At 67.2% G+C, this 16,377-nt stretch carries 14 protein-coding genes; 11 read left to right on the top strand and 3 right to left on the bottom strand.

What is annotated here, in order from left to right:
- Positions 1–29 precede the first annotated feature (29 nt).
- Entirely contained in the window at positions 30–1,712 is a 1,683-nt protein-coding gene (pgi, locus tag L5G32_RS00785; RefSeq protein WP_237009107.1) for a glucose-6-phosphate isomerase, read from the top strand.
- A gap of 6 nt (positions 1,713–1,718) precedes the next feature.
- Here pgi and L5G32_RS00780 read toward each other — a convergent pair whose 3' ends face one another.
- Entirely contained in the window at positions 1,719–1,994 is a 276-nt protein-coding gene (locus L5G32_RS00780) for a chorismate mutase (RefSeq protein ID WP_237009608.1), read from the bottom strand.
- 162 nt (positions 1,995–2,156) lie between these two features.
- Here L5G32_RS00780 and L5G32_RS00775 point away from each other — a divergent pair, with 162 nt between their 5' ends.
- Entirely contained in the window at positions 2,157–4,025 is a 1,869-nt protein-coding gene (locus L5G32_RS00775) for a hypothetical protein (protein WP_308192000.1), read from the top strand.
- Between the two features lie 51 nt (positions 4,026–4,076).
- Positions 4,077–6,536, top strand: a complete 2,460-nt coding sequence (locus tag L5G32_RS00770) for a UvrD-helicase domain-containing protein (protein WP_237009106.1) — start codon at positions 4,077–4,079, stop codon at positions 6,534–6,536.
- Positions 6,537–6,724: 188 nt separating this feature from the next.
- Here L5G32_RS00770 and L5G32_RS00765 read toward each other — a convergent pair whose 3' ends face one another.
- Entirely contained in the window at positions 6,725–7,672 is a 948-nt protein-coding gene (locus L5G32_RS00765) for a M23 family metallopeptidase (RefSeq protein ID WP_237009105.1), read from the bottom strand.
- A gap of 221 nt (positions 7,673–7,893) precedes the next feature.
- Between L5G32_RS00765 and sucC the strand changes: the two genes are divergently transcribed.
- The 6 genes from sucC (at position 7,894) to L5G32_RS00735 (ending at position 12,602) form a co-directional block, all read left to right on the top strand.
- Entirely contained in the window at positions 7,894–9,057 is a 1,164-nt protein-coding gene (gene sucC / locus L5G32_RS00760; protein WP_237009104.1) for an ADP-forming succinate--CoA ligase subunit beta, read from the top strand.
- A gap of 12 nt (positions 9,058–9,069) precedes the next feature.
- The gene (gene sucD, locus L5G32_RS00755; RefSeq protein WP_237009103.1) at positions 9,070–9,972 is read left to right on the top strand and encodes a succinate--CoA ligase subunit alpha; all 903 of its coding nucleotides are present in this window, start codon (positions 9,070–9,072) and stop codon (positions 9,970–9,972) included.
- A gap of 80 nt (positions 9,973–10,052) precedes the next feature.
- The gene (locus tag L5G32_RS00750; RefSeq protein WP_237009102.1) at positions 10,053–10,604 is read left to right on the top strand and encodes a hypothetical protein; all 552 of its coding nucleotides are present in this window, start codon (positions 10,053–10,055) and stop codon (positions 10,602–10,604) included.
- Positions 10,597–11,031, top strand: coding sequence for an RDD family protein (locus tag L5G32_RS00745; protein WP_237009101.1), 435 nt, complete (start codon positions 10,597–10,599; stop codon positions 11,029–11,031). The genes L5G32_RS00750 and L5G32_RS00745 overlap by 8 nt, the downstream gene beginning before the upstream one ends.
- A gap of 60 nt (positions 11,032–11,091) precedes the next feature.
- A complete protein-coding gene (locus tag L5G32_RS00740) occupies positions 11,092–11,718 on the top strand; it encodes a TetR/AcrR family transcriptional regulator (protein ID WP_237009100.1) in 627 nt (208 codons plus the stop codon).
- Positions 11,719–11,801: 83 nt separating this feature from the next.
- On the top strand, positions 11,802–12,602 hold the full coding sequence (locus L5G32_RS00735) for a mycofactocin-coupled SDR family oxidoreductase (protein ID WP_237009099.1): 801 nt from the start codon (positions 11,802–11,804) through the stop codon (positions 12,600–12,602).
- 339 nt (positions 12,603–12,941) lie between these two features.
- Here L5G32_RS00735 and L5G32_RS00730 read toward each other — a convergent pair whose 3' ends face one another.
- Positions 12,942–14,057, bottom strand: a complete 1,116-nt coding sequence (locus tag L5G32_RS00730) for a CaiB/BaiF CoA transferase family protein (RefSeq protein ID WP_237009098.1) — start codon at positions 14,055–14,057, stop codon at positions 12,942–12,944.
- Between the two features lie 149 nt (positions 14,058–14,206).
- On the opposite strand from L5G32_RS00730, the gene mftE reads away from it, so the two are divergent.
- Both mftE and mftF read left to right on the top strand, forming a co-directional pair.
- Positions 14,207–14,950: a mycofactocin biosynthesis peptidyl-dipeptidase MftE gene (gene mftE, locus L5G32_RS00725; protein WP_237009097.1), complete on the top strand. Its 744-nt coding sequence runs from the start codon at positions 14,207–14,209 to the stop codon at positions 14,948–14,950.
- Positions 14,947–16,374, top strand: a complete 1,428-nt coding sequence (gene mftF / locus L5G32_RS00720; RefSeq protein ID WP_237009096.1) for a mycofactocin biosynthesis glycosyltransferase MftF — start codon at positions 14,947–14,949, stop codon at positions 16,372–16,374. The genes mftE and mftF overlap by 4 nt, the downstream gene beginning before the upstream one ends.
- Positions 16,375–16,377: the final 3 nt, after the last annotated feature.

Here is a 16,377-nt window from a genome sequence, read left to right as displayed (position 1 = left end):
AGGTGGCCGCGACCACATAGGGTTGAGTCATGTTGGGCTCTCACACCGAAGTCACCGGCGAATACGACATTACGACGACGGTCTCATGGCATGCGCTCGCCGCCCACTACCCGCACGTCTACGCTCTCCACCTCCGCGAACTGTTCGCGATGGATCCCGAGCGCGGCTCGTCGCTCGTCGTCGACGCTGGCGATCTGCACATCGACTACTCCAAGCATCTCGTCACCGAGGAGACGCTCGAACTGCTGATGAGTCTGGCCCGTGAAGCCGGCCTGGAAGAGCAGCGCGACGCGATGTTCGCAGGCGAGCACGTCAACACGTCGGAGGACCGCGCCGCGCTGCACATCGCGCTGCGTCTGCCGAGGGACGCGACACTGGTGGTCGACGGTCAGGACGTCGTCGCCGACGTCCACTCGGTGCTCGACGCGATGGGCGAGTTCGCCGAGCGCGTGCGGAGCGGCGCGTGGGTCGGGCACACCGGCCGCGCGATCACCGACGTCGTCAACGTCGGGATCGGCGGCAGCGACCTCGGTCCCGCGATGGCCTACGACGCGCTTCGCCACTACCGCCAGGACGGGCTGCGCTGCCACTTCGTCTCCAACATCGACCCAGTCGACATCGTGTCCACGCTCGAGCCCCTCGACCCGGAGACGACGCTCGTCGTCGTCGCATCGAAGACGTTCACCACATTGGAGACCATCACCAACGCGGTGGCGGCACGACGCTGGTTGCTCGCCGGGCTCGGGGTGGCCGAGGACGACTCCGACGTCGTCGCCAAGCACTTCGTCGCGGTCAGCACCAACGGCGACGAAGTCGCGAAGTTCGGCATCGACACGGCCAACATGTTCGGGTTCTGGGGGTGGGTCGGCGGCCGCTACTCCGTCGACTCGGCGATCGGCCTGAGCCTGATGATCGCCGTCGGGCGGGAACGGTTCGCCGAGTTCCTCGAAGGCTTCCACGCCGTCGACGAGCACTTTCGCACGCAGCCGCTGGAACGCAACGCGCCGGTCCTGCTCGGCATGATCGGCCTCTGGTACTCGAACTTCTTCCAGGCGCAGTCGCAGGCGGTGCTCCCGTACGCGCAGGATCTCGACCGGTTCCCGGCGTATCTGCAGCAGTTGACGATGGAGTCGAACGGGAAGTCGGTCACGGCGGGCGGGCGTCCGGTCACGGCGGCGACCGGCACCGTCTACTGGGGTGAGCCCGGAACCAACGGGCAGCACGCGTTCTATCAACTGCTGCACCAGGGGACGTGGCTGGTGCCCGCGGACTTCATCGGCTTCGCGCGGCCGACCGACGACCTCGACGGGGCGACGGGCGGCTCCATGCACGACATTCTGATGGCGAACTTCTTCGCGCAGACCGAGGTGCTCGCGTTCGGGAAGACGGCCGACGACATCGCCGCCGAAGACGTCCCCGCCTCGCGCATTCCGCACATGGTGATGCCGGGCAACCGGCCGTCGACGTCAATCCTCGCGCCGCGTCTCACGCCGTCGGTCCTCGGTCAGCTCATCGCGCTCTACGAGCACATCACCTTCGTGAAGGCCGTCGTTTGGGGCATCGATCCGTTCGACCAGTGGGGAGTTCAGCTCGGTAAGGAACGGGCCAACGCGCTCGTCGGCGTGCTCACCGACGAGGTGGAGCCTGCGCCGTCGCACGACTCGTCGACCGAGGCGTTGGTCAGCTGGTACCGCGCCCAGCGAGGGCGCTAGCGAGTTCTATCGTCCGAGCGGTCCGCGGCCCAGCCGCAGGAGCAGCATCGCCAGGGTGTGCCCCTCCGAGCCGAGGGCCGAGAAGCGGTCGAGTACTTTCACCTCACGACTGTGGACCAGACGCGTGCCGCCGGTGGCCATCCGGTAGGCGCCGATCTTCTTCGAGACGGCGCTGCGGCGCTGGATCGCAGCCAGGATGACCGCGTCCATCCGGTCGATCTCCAGGCGCAGGGTGTCGATGTCGTCGGGGAGGTCGGCGACGTCGGAGCTCAGGCCCTCGATTCCCGTGTCGGTGTTTCCGCTGTCTGTGTTTCTGCTGTCTGGGTTTCCCCCGCCGTCAGTGTCCCCGCCGTCAGTGTCCCTGTCCCGGTCCGCCGGGTCGGTTGGCTCAGTCACATCGATTGATTTTGCCACGCGCACGCGGTCGTATGTCGTGTGACCGGCGTGGGGCGACAGTCGGCGGCGGCCGGGTGGGACAATGCGGGGATGCTTCAGGCTCGCAAGCTCGTTCCCATCGCCGTCGCGCTCCTCGTCGCGCAACTCGTCGTGCGAGCCTGGCTCGTCGCACGCGGCGACTTCTATTGGGACGACCTCGTCCTCATCGCGCAGGCGTCCAGCGACCCGATCCTCAGTTGGGACTATCTCGGAACCAGCCACGACGGGCACCTGATGCCCGGCGCGTTCCTGGTGGCCGGGGTGTCGACGGTGATCGCCCCGATCCAGTGGTGGCTGCCCGCCGCGACTCTCGTCGTCCTGCAGGCGATCGCGTCGCTCGCGGTGTGGCGGATGATCCGGATCATCGCGCCGCGTGCCGGAGTCGGCGCTCTCGCAGCATTCGCCTTCTACCTGTTCGTGCCGATGACGATCAGCGCATACGTGTGGTGGGCCGCGGGCCTCAACACATTGCCGATGCAGGCCGCGCTCGCGTACATCGTCGGCACCGTCGTACTGCTCGTGCGCGACGATGTGACGGGTGCGCGTCGCACTCGGCTCGTCGTGTGCGCTGCGATCGCCTTCGTGGTGGCTCTCGCGTTCTTCGAGAAGTCGTTGCTGATCCTGCCGGTCGCGTTCGTCGCCGCGGTGCTGGCCGCTCGCCGTCCGACGAACAAGTACGAGGAGCAGGCCGCCGACTTCCGGACTTCGCCGCTGACCGTCGCGTTCATGCGGGCTCGCCGGCTGTGGGCGGTGCTCGCCGTGGTGTTCGTCGCCTGGGCGGTCCTGTTCCTCGCGACGACCACCGCGACCACGGGAAGTCATTCGATCTCGCAGGCCGCGCACCTGGTGTGGCGGAGTGTGAACGACGCGATCGTCCCGGCGATGGTCGGCGGACCGTGGCATTGGGAGCGGTGGGTGCCGTCGCCGCCGATGGGGTTCGCTCCCGTGTGGATGATCGTCCTCGGCTGGGTGGTGATCGCGGTGCTCGTGGTCGCGACGGTCCGCGCTCGACGCGGCGTCGTCGCCGTGTGGGTGTGCGCAGCGATCTACGCGGTCGTCGCGCAGATCCCCGTCATGTGGAACCGCTCGGGCGAGAACACCGCCCTCGAACTCGCGCAGACGATGCGCTACCTGCCCGACACGGCCCTCGTCATCACGATCGCGTTCGCGTTCATCGCTGCGGCCCCGGCGAGCACCGGCACGCACGCGGTGCCTGCCGAACCGGACCGTCGCCCGGCGATCGTCGTCGCCGTCGGCGCTGTTCTGCTGGTGATCTCGTCGATGATCGCGACGAGCGCATTCTCCACCACGTGGCGCGACGATCCGACGTCCGACTATCTGGCCAACGCGCGGCAGGCGATGAAGGACAACGCGGGCCGCACCATGTTCGACCAGTCGGTCCCCTTGGAGATCCTGCTCCCCGTGACCTACCCGGACAATCAGATCAGCCGTATCTTCGGGCGACTGCCCGATCGACCCGAGTTCGGCTCGTACACCGACGACCTCGTCGTCCTCGACCCGACCGGCAAAGCGGTCCAGGGCAGCGTGACCCGCTCGAGGACCATGGAGCCCAGCGAGGGCTCCTGTCGCAAGCCCGGAATCACCGGGCCGGTACGGGTTCCGCTCGACGGACCACTCATCGACGTCCAGTGGACGCTGCAGATCAGCTACTGCGCCGACCGCGACGGCGAGATCGAACTACGGCTGGACGGCGGCGAGGCGTTGCGCATCCCCGTCCAGTCGGGGCTGCACGTCGTCTACGCGCAGCTGACCGGCCACGGCGACGCTGTTCAGATCCGCCCCGTCACCCCGGGGCTTCGGCTGCACACGGGCGAAGGTCGGGTCGGCCTTCCGGTCATGGCCGGACTGGCCCCGTGACGACCCCGGGACGCCTGCCGTGTCGGACCCCGCGGGTAGCCTGACTAGGCGATGAACTCCTCGAATACTTCTGCCCTCGCCACCGCCGACACCGATCTCACCGACCGTGGTCGGGAGTTGCTCGACGGGCTCAACCCGCAGCAGCGGGCAGCGGTCGTCCACCTCGGTGCGCCGCTGCTGATCGTCGCCGGCGCGGGATCGGGGAAGACCGCGGTGCTGACTCGCCGCATCGCGTTCCTGCTGGCCGAACGGGACGTGACACCGGGCCAGATCCTGGCGATCACGTTCACCAACAAGGCTGCCGCCGAGATGCGCGAGCGTGTCATCGACCTCGTCGGACCGCGCGCCGCCTACATGTGGGTGTCGACGTTCCACTCGACGTGCGTGCGGATTCTCCGCGCGCAGTCGGCGCTGCTCGGCAACCGCAACTCCAACTTCTCGATCTACGACGCCGACGACTCCCGACGACTTCTCGGGATGGTGGTCCGCGACCTCGGACTCGACCCGAAGAAGTTCAGTCCGCGCGGCGTCGGCACCGTGATCTCCAACTACAAGAACGAACTCGTCGAGCCGGACGAGGCCGCCGCGCAGGTCTCCGCGGAAGAGCAGCCCGATCCGACGGCGCTGACGATCACCGAGATCTATGCCGAATACCAGCGTCGTCTCGCCGCGGCCAACGCCTTCGACTTCGACGACCTGATCGGCGAGACGGTGTCGCTGCTGCAGCGTCACCCCGAGATCGCCGAGTACTACCGTCGACGCTTCCGTCACGTGCTCGTCGACGAGTACCAGGACACCAACCACGCCCAGTACATGTTCGTGCGCGAACTCGTGGGGTACGAGACAAGCGAGGCGGGCGTCGAGCCGTCCGGCCTGTGCGTCGTCGGTGACGCCGACCAGTCGATCTACGCGTTCCGCGGTGCGACGATCCGCAACATCGAAGAGTTCGAGCGCGACTATCCGGACGCCGAGACCATCCTGCTCGAACAGAATTACCGGTCGACGCAGACCATCCTGTCGGCGGCGAACTCCGTCATCTCGCGCAACACCGGGCGTCGGGAGAAGCGGCTGTGGACCGACTCCGGCGACGGCGAGCTCATCACCGGATACGTCGCCGACTCCGACCGCGACGAGGCCGCTTTCATCGCCAAGGAGATCGAGCAGCTCGTCGACTATTCGATCGGCGGCTCGGCCAGCCACACGTACTCCGACATCGCGGTGTTCTACCGGACCAACACCGGATCGCGAGCGTTGGAAGAAGTGTTCGTCCGGCACGGCATGCCGTACAAGGTGGTCGGCGGGACCAAGTTCTATGAGCGCAAAGAGGTCCGCGACATCGTCGCCTACCTGCGCGTGGTCTCCAACCCCGACGACCAGGTGAGCCTGCGCCGCATCCTCAACACGCCGCGCCGCGGCATCGGCGACCGCGCCGAAGCCTGCGTCGCTGTCCACGCCGAGAACCTCGGCGTCAGCTTCTATCAAGGGCTCCTGGACGCCACCGAGAACCGGGTCGCACTCCTCAACACGCGAGCCGTCAAGCAGATCACCGGGTTCGTCCAACTCATCGAAGGGCTCCGCAGCGATTTCCTGATGGCATTCGGCGCAGGTGACGAAGCCGTCGCCGACGCCACGACCGAGGGCGCGGACATCGGCGACCTCGTCGACGCGATCATCGACCGCTCCGGATATCGGGACGAGCTCGAATCGTCCAACGACCCGCAGGACGGGGCGCGCCTGGACAACATCAACGAACTCGTCGCCGTCGCCCGCGACTTCAGTGTGGAGGCCGCTCAGCGCGACGAGGAGGACGTCGAGCCCGATCCCGAGGCTCCGACGCCCGCGGAGGACGGGGAGCCCGAGCCCGGGTCGCTGGCGGCGTTCCTGGAGAAGGTCTCGCTCGTCGCCGACGCCGACCAGGTTCCCGACGAAGGCGACGGCGTCGTCACGATGATGACGTTGCACACCGCGAAGGGTCTCGAGTTCCCGGTCGTGTTCGTCACCGGGTGGGAGGACGGGCACTTCCCGCACATGCGCGCGCTCGGGGATCCGAACGAGCTCAGCGAGGAACGACGCCTCGCCTACGTCGGCATCACCCGGGCTCGGCAGCGCCTCTACCTGACACGCGCGATGTCGCGCGCGTCGTGGGGGCAGCCGGTGTCGAACCCGGAATCGCGCTTCCTGCAAGAGATCCCGCAACATCTCATCGATTGGCGACGCACCGAGCCGCGTCGCGCACCCCGTGAATCACGGGGCGGTGCGTTCGGGTATTCGAGCGGCGGAAGCAGTTCGTTCGGCGGTTCGTCGTTCGGCGACTCCGGTCGCGCTCGCCCGCGCAACACGGCCGTGCACTACGACATCGGCGACCGCATGAATCACCCCAAATTCGGGATGGGCAAGGCCGTTGCGAAAGAGGGCACCGGAATCACCGAGCGGATCACCTTCGACTTCGGCGGCAGCGTCGGCCGAGTCACGCTGATGACCGCAGGCGGACTGCCGGGCGAGAAGCTGTAAGGGCCTTTTGCCTGGTTGAGGTGCCGCGGGTCGCGGCCTTTGTAAGCGCTGCCCGTGTAGTTGGTTGAGCCGTCGAGGAGCGCTAGCGACGAGGCGTGTCGAAACCTGGTGAGGATCTCGACCCCGGTTCTCCTGAGCGGAGTCGAAGGGCTCGATCGGCGGGGAGGGCCCGATCAGCGAGCGAAAAACTAGTGCAGAGCGGAGAGGCGCACGCCCTTGGAGGCGAGCCAGACGGCGGGGTCGACCTTCATCTTCCCGTCTTTCCACACCTCGAAGTGGCAGTGCGGTCCGGTGGAGAAGCCTTCGCTGCCGACGAGTGCGATGATGTCGCCCGCGGTCACCTTGTCGCCCTTCTGGACTTGCACGCCCGACGACGACATGTGGCCGTACATCGTGACCGTGCCGTCGGGGGCCTTGAGCTGCACCCAGTTGCCGTAACCGGAAGCCGGTCCGGCTTCGACGACGACGCCGTCGGTCGCGGCGTGGATCGGGGTGCCGAGCGGAGCGGCCAGGTCGATGCCGCCGTGGAAGGCGCCCCAGCGCGGAGCGAACGCGGAGGTCAAGTCGTAGGTCCCCATGGGGAGCGGGCTCGTCACCTCAGGCTTGAGTGCTGCCTGGCGGGCCGCTTCTTTCTTCTTGGCGATCTTGGTGCCCTGTGGGAGCTGATCGTCGAACACGCTCATGTCCGATTCGGGGAGCGATGCCGCGACGCCCGGTCCGAGGTCGTCGCCGGTGCCGGATGCGGCGAGCGCGACGTCGGAGGCGACCTGCGGCTCGGGGGCCGGTTCCGGAGCGGGCTTGGCCTGGTCGATGCTGGGTCCGGCGAGGGCGAACGCGCCGGCGCCTGCGGCCATCGCGACGAGCGCGGTGCGCGCTTTCAGCGCGGACGACGGCGCGGCAAGACGGTGGCGTCCACCGGATACGGGCTTCGGGCCGGACGGAACTACAGCGCCCTGCGTCGCGGGGACCTCGTCGGCGGCGACGGGGATCTCGGAGGTCGAGACAGCGGAGTCCAGCGGCTCGGAGCCGAGGCCGATGCGGAGTCGGCGAGACGGAAGCGGGATGTCACGGGTTGCGGGCTGATCGACCGGTGGAGGAGTGAGGGTCTCCGAGCGCATCGCGCTACCAACTGCCACCGTCTGCTCACCTCATATCGTGCCTGGTCCTGTGACCATCCTGTTACCAACCCAGTTGACGGTAACCAAGAGTCCGTCTTAAGTCCACCTTGCGCGACGACCGAGTGAGATGGGGCACAAGGTCGGCACCGAGTGTGAGGCGACGACGGCAACAGGATTACAGTCCGTTATGGTCCGCGTTACACCGAAGCGGACGAAACTTACTTCAGATGGTGAGCTGAATGGATCTCTTCGAATACCAGGCGAAGGAACTGTTCGCCAAGCATGGGGTACCCACCACACCGGGTCGGGTGACCGATACTGCTGCTGATGCACGAGCTATCGCCGAGGAAATCGGCAAGCCCGTCATGATCAAGGCGCAGGTCAAGGTCGGCGGACGCGGCAAGGCGGGTGGCGTCAAGTACGCCGCAACCCCCGATGACGCACAGACACACGCCGAAAACATCCTCGGGCTCGATATCAAGGGCCACGTCGTCAAGAGGCTTCTCGTCGCAGAAGCCAGCGACATTGCCGAGGAGTACTACATCTCGTTCCTGCTCGATCGGTCCAACCGCACCTACCTGGCCATGTGCTCGGTGGAAGGCGGCATGGAGATCGAAGAGGTCGCTGCGACCAAGCCCGACAGGCTGGCCCGCATCGCCGTGGACGCCGTCAAGGGCGTCGATGTCGCGTTCGCGCGTGAGATCGCCGAGGCCGGGCACCTGCCCGCCGAGGTCCTCGACGCCGCAGCCGTGACCATCCAGAAGCTGTGGGAGGTCTTCATCAACGAAGACGCCAGCCTCGTGGAGGTCAACCCGCTGGTCCGCACCCCGGACGACGAGATCCTCGCCCTCGACGGCAAGGTCACGCTCGACGAGAACGCCGACTTCCGCCAGCCCGGCCACGCCGAGTTCGCCGACAAGGACGCGACCGATCCCCTTGAGCTCAAGGCCAAGGAGAACGACCTCAACTACGTCAAGCTCGACGGACAGGTCGGAATCATCGGCAACGGTGCAGGTCTGGTCATGTCGACCCTGGACGTCGTCGCATACGCGGGCGAGAACCACGGTGGCGTCAAGCCCGCCAACTTCCTGGACATCGGCGGCGGCGCATCGGCCGACGTCATGGCTGCCGGCCTCGACGTCATCCTCGGTGACGAGCAGGTCAAGAGCGTCTTCGTGAACGTCTTCGGTGGCATCACCGCATGCGACGCGGTCGCCAACGGCATCGTCGGCGCACTCGCCAAGCTGGGCGACGCCGCGAGCAAGCCGCTCGTCGTCCGCCTGGACGGCAACAAGGTCGAAGAGGGTCGCAAGATCCTGGCCGACGCCAACCACCCGCTGGTGACCCTGGCGGAGACCATGGATGCCGGCGCCGACAAGGCCGCCGAGCTGGCGAGCAAGTAGGAGCCGGAACATATGTCGATCTACCTGAACAAGAACAACAAGGTCATCGTCCAGGGCATCACCGGCGGCGAGGGCACCAAGCACACCGCACTGATGCTCAAGGCGGGCACCAATGTCGTCGGCGGCGTCAACGCGCGCAAGGCTGGGACCACCGTCTCGCACGTGGACGCTGACGGCAATAACGTCGAGCTCCCCGTCTTCGGCTCCGTCGCCGAGGCGATGGAGAAGACCGGCGCCGACACGTCGATCGCCTTCGTCCCGCCCGTGTTCTCCAAGGACGCGATCGTCGAGGCCATCGACGCGGAGATCCCGCTGCTCGTGGTCATCACCGAGGGCATCCCCGTGCAGGACTCGGCGTACGCCTGGGCCTACAACGTGGAGAAGGGCGAGAAGACCCGCATCATCGGTCCGAACTGCCCGGGCGTCATCACGCCGGGTGAGGCCCTCGTCGGCATCACCCCGAACAACATCACGGGCAAGGGTCCGATCGGCTTGGTCTCCAAGTCGGGCACCCTGACCTACCAGATGATGTACGAGCTCCGTGACCTCGGATTCTCGACCGCCATCGGCATCGGCGGCGACCCGGTCATCGGTACCACGCACATCGATGCGATCGAGGCGTTCGAGAACGACCCCGAGACCAAGCTGATCGTCATGATCGGTGAGATCGGCGGCGACGCCGAGGAGCGTGCGGCTGAGTACGTCAAGGCCAACGTCACCAAGCCGGTCGTCGGGTACGTCGCGGGCTTCACCGCCCCCGAAGGCAAGACGATGGGTCACGCAGGCGCGATCGTCTCCGGCAGCGCGGGCACCGCGCAGGCCAAGAAGGAGGCCCTCGAGGCTGCGGGCGTCAAGGTCGGCAAGACGCCGAGCGAGACCGCTCGACTCGCACGGGAGCTTTACGAAGCACTGTAAGTCGAGAGTCAGTACTTCCTCGCGACGCCCCGGTCCGCACGCGGTACCGGGGCGTCGCGCATTTCTGGCATGATCGATCAATGATCCGGACTCTGGTCGAAGGCGCCGTCCGTCGGGCAGTCGCGTTGCCCGGTACGACGGTCCGTTTCGTGCTCTCAGAGGCCATCATGTACCTCACCGAGGAGATCGATCTGACCGACGTCCTGTTGCGCGGCGTAGATCTCGACCGGGTCGTCGACGCGCTCGACGTGAACCGGGTCGTCGACGGTCTGGACGTGAACAGAGTAATCGGCGCCATTGATGTGGCCCGGATCGTGGATGCGATCGACGTGGACGCCGTGATCGCGAGAGTCGACGTGAACCGCCTGCTCGACGCCATCGATCTGCCGCGACTCATGGCCCGCATCGATCTGAACGCGCTCCTGAACGACCTCGATCTGGATGCGCTCCTCGACCGCGTCGACCTGAACGACCTGCTCGACGGCGTCGACGTCTCGTCGATGGTGCGCGGCGCGAGCACCACAGTCACGACCGAGATGATCTCCGACGTCCGCAGCGGCAGCGAACGTGCCGACGACGCCGTCGACAACATCGTCGGACGGATGCTGAGGCGACGGCCGCGTGATGAGTGATTCGGCCCGGCCCCTGCGCGATGCCGGGATCGTCAGCCGGTCGATGGCGGCGGTCGTCGACCTCGTCGTGGTGCTCGTGTTGATGGGCGGCGGTTATCTCACCGTCGCCTTCGTGAAGTTCGCCTTCGACGCCAGGACCTTCACCTTCCCGGAGGTGCCGTGGATCTTCACGACGACGGGGTTCTTCGTCGCCTGCGTCGTGTACCTCTTCGCGTGCTGGTCGATCACCGAGCGGTCGGTGGGGTATGCGGTACTCGGGCTGCGGGTCTCGAACTCGAAGGGTGGACGAGTGCGGGTGCCGCGACTGTTCCTACGTGCGGTGTTCTGCGTCTTGTTCCCCGTCGGGTTGGCGTGGGTGGGCCTCTCGCCCCGCAGGCGGTCGTTGCAGGATCTCGTCCTATGGACGAGGGTGGTCTACGCCGGATGACCGCGGCCGCCGGGTTACAGTTCGAGGCGACGAACCCTACGATCTTCGCGAGGAGCGGCCGTGTCTGAGCGTTCCGAAATCGCTGCGGTCACCGGGTCCGCAGCCCTTCCGGGCACGCGTCGGTCGCAGGCCAAGGCCGCTCGACGGGCCGAACTCATCGCAGCGGCGGCCCGGCAGATGGCGCGCAGGGGTTTCGCTGCCGTGCGTCTGGAGGACATCGGGGCCGAGGCAGGTGTCAGCGGTCCGGCGATGTATCGGCACTTCAAGTCGAAGATCGATCTCCTCGACCAGATGCTTCTCGACATCAGCGAACGCCTGCACTCGGGCGGCGAGGCCGTCGTCGCCGAGGGTGGTGCGCCGGCCGACGTCCTGATGCGCCTCATCGAGTTCCACATCGACGTCTTGGTCACCAAACCCGATCTGATCACCGTGCAGGACCGTGATCTCACGTCGATGACGCCGGAGGCCAACCGCACCGTCCGATCGCTGCAGCGCCGCTATGTCGAACGGTGGGTGGACGTGCTGGTCGAGGCCGTCCGCGGCCTCACGCGCGACGAGGCTCGGGTGCGAGTCCACGCAGGGTTCGGCCTTCTCAACTCGTCGCCCCGGCTGCCCCGGTATCCCGATGCCGCGCTTGGCGAACTGTTGACCGCGATGGCGTTGGGCGCGTTGTACGCGGGCGTGTGATCGTCGCGGGGGAGCTGGGTTCGACGAATTAGAACATGTTACAGTTCGGGAATTCACCGAGTGCTCCAGAAAGGCGTTCGTCAATGGGACAGTTCGACGGTCAGGTCGTCTACATCACAGGTATCGCCCGCGGTCAGGGCCGTAACCACGCGTTGCGTTTCGCGCGGGAGGGCGCCTCCGTCATCGGGATGGACATCGCCGAACGCGTTGCCGACCACATGACGTATCCGCCTGCGACGGCCGACGACTTCGCCGAGACGGTCCGACTCGTCGAGGAGGCAGGCGGCAAGATCTTGGCCCGCCGCGGAGACACTCGCGATCTGGAGTTCCAGCAGCAGCTCGTCGCCGACGGCGTGGAGCAGTTCGGCCGCCTCGACCACGTCGTGGCGAACGCAGGCATCCTGACGTGGGGTCTGTCGTGGGAACAGACCGAAGAGCAGTTCACGGATCTCGTCGACGTCAACGTCGTCGGCACGTGGAAGACGCTCAAGGCCGCGATCCCCGCGATGCTCGAAGCCGACAACGGGGGCAGCATCACCGTGGTGTCGTCGTGTGCGGGCCTCAAGGCGATGCCCGCCCAGGTTGGCTACTCGGCGTCTAAGTTCGCCCTGCGTGGAATCACGCAGACCGTGGCGAAAGAATTGGGCGACAAACACATCCGCGTCAACTCGGTGCACCCGTACGCGGTGCACACCCCGATGGGAACCGAAGACACGGCGGCGTTCGAAGCGTTCGAAACGTGGGGCCGCCACTTCCCGTCGATGATGGATCACTATCCGATCGCCAGTGTCGACGACCTCAGCGATGCCGTCCTCTACTTGGCCACCGCCAAGGCAGTCACCGGCGCCGAGTTCCAGATCGATATGGGGTCGTCGAAGGTCTGACCCCTCGCTGCGTCGTGCGAGGTCTCGACTCCGCTCGACCAACGGGGGATGCGGTGTCGCTCGACGCGTAGACGTGCCGGACGGCGGTGCTCGCCACCACGCTGGTCGAGCGACGTCGAGACCCGCGTACCGCGTGCCCCCCCCGTTGGTCGAGCGGAGTCGAGACCCTTAGCCGTGTTGTGCGAGGTCTCGACTCCGCTCGACCAGCGGGGTTGCGGTGTCGCTCGATGTGCAGACGTGCCGGACGGCGGTGCTCGCCCACCACGCTGGTCGAGCGAAGTCGAGACCCTGGTGCGTAGAGCGGGGGTCTCGACTCCGCTCGACCAACGGGAAAAGGACTCAGTCCTGCCAGAGCGTTGCGGGATCGGTCGCGGTGCGGGCGGGGCCTTCGGGAGTGGCGGTGGTCGAGCGGGAGAAGCGGGGAGCGACCTGAGCCTGGGTGACACCGTCGATCTCGACGATGGTGCCGCGGGCGGCGAGATGCGGATCCTTCGGTGCTTCGTTCCAGTCGAGGATCGCCGAGGTGCACGCGTCGGTGCCGTCGAAGATCGCGGCCCACTCATCGCGGGTCTTCGTCTTGAACGTGTCGGTGAACGTCTGCTTCAACTCGTCCCACTTCGAGACGTCGTTCTGGCCCGGGAGCGACTCTGCGTCCAGTCCCAGCCTGTTGAGGAGTTCCGCGTAGAACTGCGGTTCGATGGCGCCGACGGCCATCCACTTGCCGTCCGACGTCTCGTACACCTCGTAGTACGGGGCTCCGGTGTCGAGCAAGTTGGCGCCGCGCTTGTCCTGCCACAGGCCGGTGCCGCGGAACGCCCACATCATCTGTCCGAGAACCGATGCGCCGTCGACCATCGCGGCGTCGATCACTTCGCCCTTACCGGAGACGCTCCGCTCGACGAGGGCGGCGAGCACGCCCATGACGAGGAACATCGAGCCGCCGCCGAAGTCGCCGACGAGGTTCAACGGCGGAGTCGGGCGCTCCTCGGTGCGGCCGATCGCGTGCAGCATCCCGGTCAGCGAGATGTAGTTCATGTCGTGGCCCGCGAGCTCGGCGCGCGGACCTTCCTGGCCCCATCCGGTCATCCGGCCGTAGATCAGCTTGTCGTTGACCTTCGCGAGATCGTCCGGACCGAAACCGAGACGCTCCATGACGCCGGGTCGGAAGCCCTCGAGAACGACGTCGGCCTTAGCGATGAGATTCAGGATCGTCTCGCGGTCGGACGGGTTCTTCAAGTTCGCCTCGACGACGCGGCGGCCGCGCAGGAGAGCGTCGGCGTTGCGGTTCGGATCAGGGAGTTCGCCGGGGCGCTGGACGCGGACGACGTCGGCGCCGAGGTCGGCCAAAAGCATCGCAGCGTGCGGTCCCGGACCGATGCCCGCGAACTCGATGACGCGTACGGAGGACAGAGGGCCGGAACGGCCCGACGGGGTGCGATCAGTCGTCGTAGACATGAAAATCCTTCTGCAATATCGGCGTGTGCTGAATCACCTACTCCCAGCCAGCATTACACACATCGCATTCGTGTAACGCCTCGGGTTGGCGGCATCGAAAAGGGTGACTGGCCTATGGCTGCGACGAACTCCTCGGTAGGGTTACCGGAATGACCCCTGCGCTCGCTTTAGGGGCCCGGGTATGGCGCGATCTGATCGACAGAGACCTGACGATCGTTGTGCCGGTCGGGGCCGTCGAACAGCACGGACCGCATCTGCCCGTCGATACTGACGGACGGATCGCCGCCGAGCTCGCTGCGCGCGCCGTCCAGTCTGCGGCAGACCGATCTGGGGCCGACCAATCTGGTGCCGACGAGATCGACGTCCTGCTGGCGCCGACCATCGCGTACGGCGCGTCCGGCGAACACGAAGGATTTCCCGGCACCGTGTCGATCGGCGCCGAGGTACTCGAGCTCGTGATCGTCGAATACGGCCGCAGCGTGTGCCGGTGGGCCTCGCGCGTGGTGTTCGTGAACGGGCACGGCGGCAATGCAGTCGCGCTCGCATCCGCGGTCCGCCTCCTTCGGTACGAGGGCCGCGACGCCGCCTGGTGGCCGTGCGTGTTTCCCGGCGCCGACGCGCACGCGGGCGACACCGAGACCTCAGTGCTCCTGTCGACGAGCCCTGACGACGTCCGAGTCGATGCGGTCGAGGCCGGGGCCACCGCGCCGATCGCCGAACTGATGGACGATCTGCGGGCGGGCGGCGTCGCCGCGGTCAGCCCCAACGGCGTCCTGGGTGATCCGACGACGGCCGACGCCGACCGCGGCGCAGCGATGCTCGCGTCGCGAACGCAATCGCTCGCGACGTCACTGCATACGTGGACGGTGCGCGACGACGGGCGGCTCGTGTGAACGCAGGCGCGACCGGACCTGCGTCGTCGACGTTGCCGGCAGGGTTCCAGGTGCAGATCGATCCGCGGTGCGCGCGGGGCGGAAACCTGCGCTACCTGGTCGGCGGGTCGCCGCTGCGGGTGATGAAACTGTCCGACCCGGCGTTGGGCATGACCTCCGGAGACGGCCGAATCGCGGTCCACGACAACGGAACCCAGGTACTCGCACGCAGGCTGCTCGACGCGGGGATCGCGCATCCGCGCCCCATGTCGGGCCCGGACGTCTCCGATGTGACCGTCGTGGTCCCCGTGCATGGAAACCAGTCAGGCGTCGACCGACTGCTCGCCGCGCTCACCGACGTATCAGTGATCATCGTCGACGATGCGTCGGACGAGCCGATCCGGGTGCCCGACTGCGCCGGACTGATCCGCTTCGAGGACAACCGTGGTCCGGCCGCAGCACGGAACGCCGGGGTGGCCGCGGCGACCACCGGATTCGTCGCGTTCCTCGACTCCGACACCGTTCCCGACAGCGGTTGGCTGACGATGCTCCTCGGACATTTCGCCGACCCCACGGTCGCGCTCGTCGCGCCCCGCATCGTCGGACTCGGCGCGGTGTGCAGCGACGCCGATCCGGAGTCGTCCGCAGTCGCCGCGTACGCGAACCGCTTCTCCTCCCTCGACATGGGACCGCGCGAAGCGCTCGTCGCGCCCGGCAGCCCCATCGCCTACGTGCCGAGTGCCGCAATGGTCGTCCGGCGCAGCGCGTTCCTCGGCTTCGACGAGACGTTGCGCGTGGCCGAAGACGTCGACCTGTGTTGGCGCACGCATCAGGACGGCTGGCGAATCCGGTACGACCCGATCGCCGCTGTCGGCCACGATCATCGGGAGTCGTTGCGCGGAATGCTCGATCGGCGACGCTTCTATGGCACCGGCGCCGCGGAGCTCGCGATGCGGCACGGCCAACTCGCCGCCCCCGTGGTCACGACTGCGCCGCTGGCCGCCGCCGTCATCGGACTGATGATGCGCAGCCGGGTGGGTGCGCTCGTCGCCGCAGTGATCCTCGCCGTCGTCTATCGACGCACACGTCGCCTGCTCGGCGACATCCCGCGCGGACGAGCCATCGCCGCCCAGAACACCGCACGGGCCGCCGGGTTCGGTCTGCTGCAGGCGTGTGCCGCGGTGCTCCGCCACTACTGGCCGGCGTCACTGCTCGCGTTCGCGGTGAGTCGACGGTTCCGTCGTTGGCTGCCGGTCGTCGCCATCGCCGAAGCCGCGGCGATGTGGATCCGGAACCAACTGCTCGACCCCGAAGCTCCGGTGATGAGTCCGCTGCACTACGCCGTCTACCGCCGACTCGACGACCTCGCCTACGGCGCTGGTCTGTGGCAAGGTGCGCTGAGCCGCCGGGACGTCGGCGCACTACGGCCGGTGATCTCACGGTGACTC

Origin of the sequence: Gordonia zhenghanii, from assembly GCF_021738965.1 — a bacterium.
GTDB lineage: Bacteria > Actinomycetota > Actinomycetes > Mycobacteriales > Mycobacteriaceae > Gordonia > Gordonia zhenghanii.
Note: the sequence above shows the minus strand (reverse complement) of the source record. Positions and strands in the feature narration are given on the sequence as shown.

Coding starts and splice junctions, on each gene's coding strand:
- L5G32_RS00770 (WP_237009106.1), top strand. CDS start 4,077: ATGAACTCCTCGAATACTTCTGCCCTCGCCACCGCCGACACCGATCTC.
- pgi (WP_237009107.1), top strand. CDS start 30: ATGTTGGGCTCTCACACCGAAGTCACCGGCGAATACGACATTACGACG.
- sucC (WP_237009104.1), top strand. CDS start 7,894: ATGGATCTCTTCGAATACCAGGCGAAGGAACTGTTCGCCAAGCATGGG.
- mftE (WP_237009097.1), top strand. CDS start 14,207: ATGACCCCTGCGCTCGCTTTAGGGGCCCGGGTATGGCGCGATCTGATC.
- L5G32_RS00745 (WP_237009101.1), top strand. CDS start 10,597: ATGAGTGATTCGGCCCGGCCCCTGCGCGATGCCGGGATCGTCAGCCGG.
- L5G32_RS00735 (WP_237009099.1), top strand. CDS start 11,802: ATGGGACAGTTCGACGGTCAGGTCGTCTACATCACAGGTATCGCCCGC.
- sucD (WP_237009103.1), top strand. CDS start 9,070: ATGTCGATCTACCTGAACAAGAACAACAAGGTCATCGTCCAGGGCATC.
- L5G32_RS00750 (WP_237009102.1), top strand. CDS start 10,053: ATGATCCGGACTCTGGTCGAAGGCGCCGTCCGTCGGGCAGTCGCGTTG.
- L5G32_RS00730 (WP_237009098.1), bottom strand. CDS start 14,057: ATGTCTACGACGACTGATCGCACCCCGTCGGGCCGTTCCGGCCCTCTG.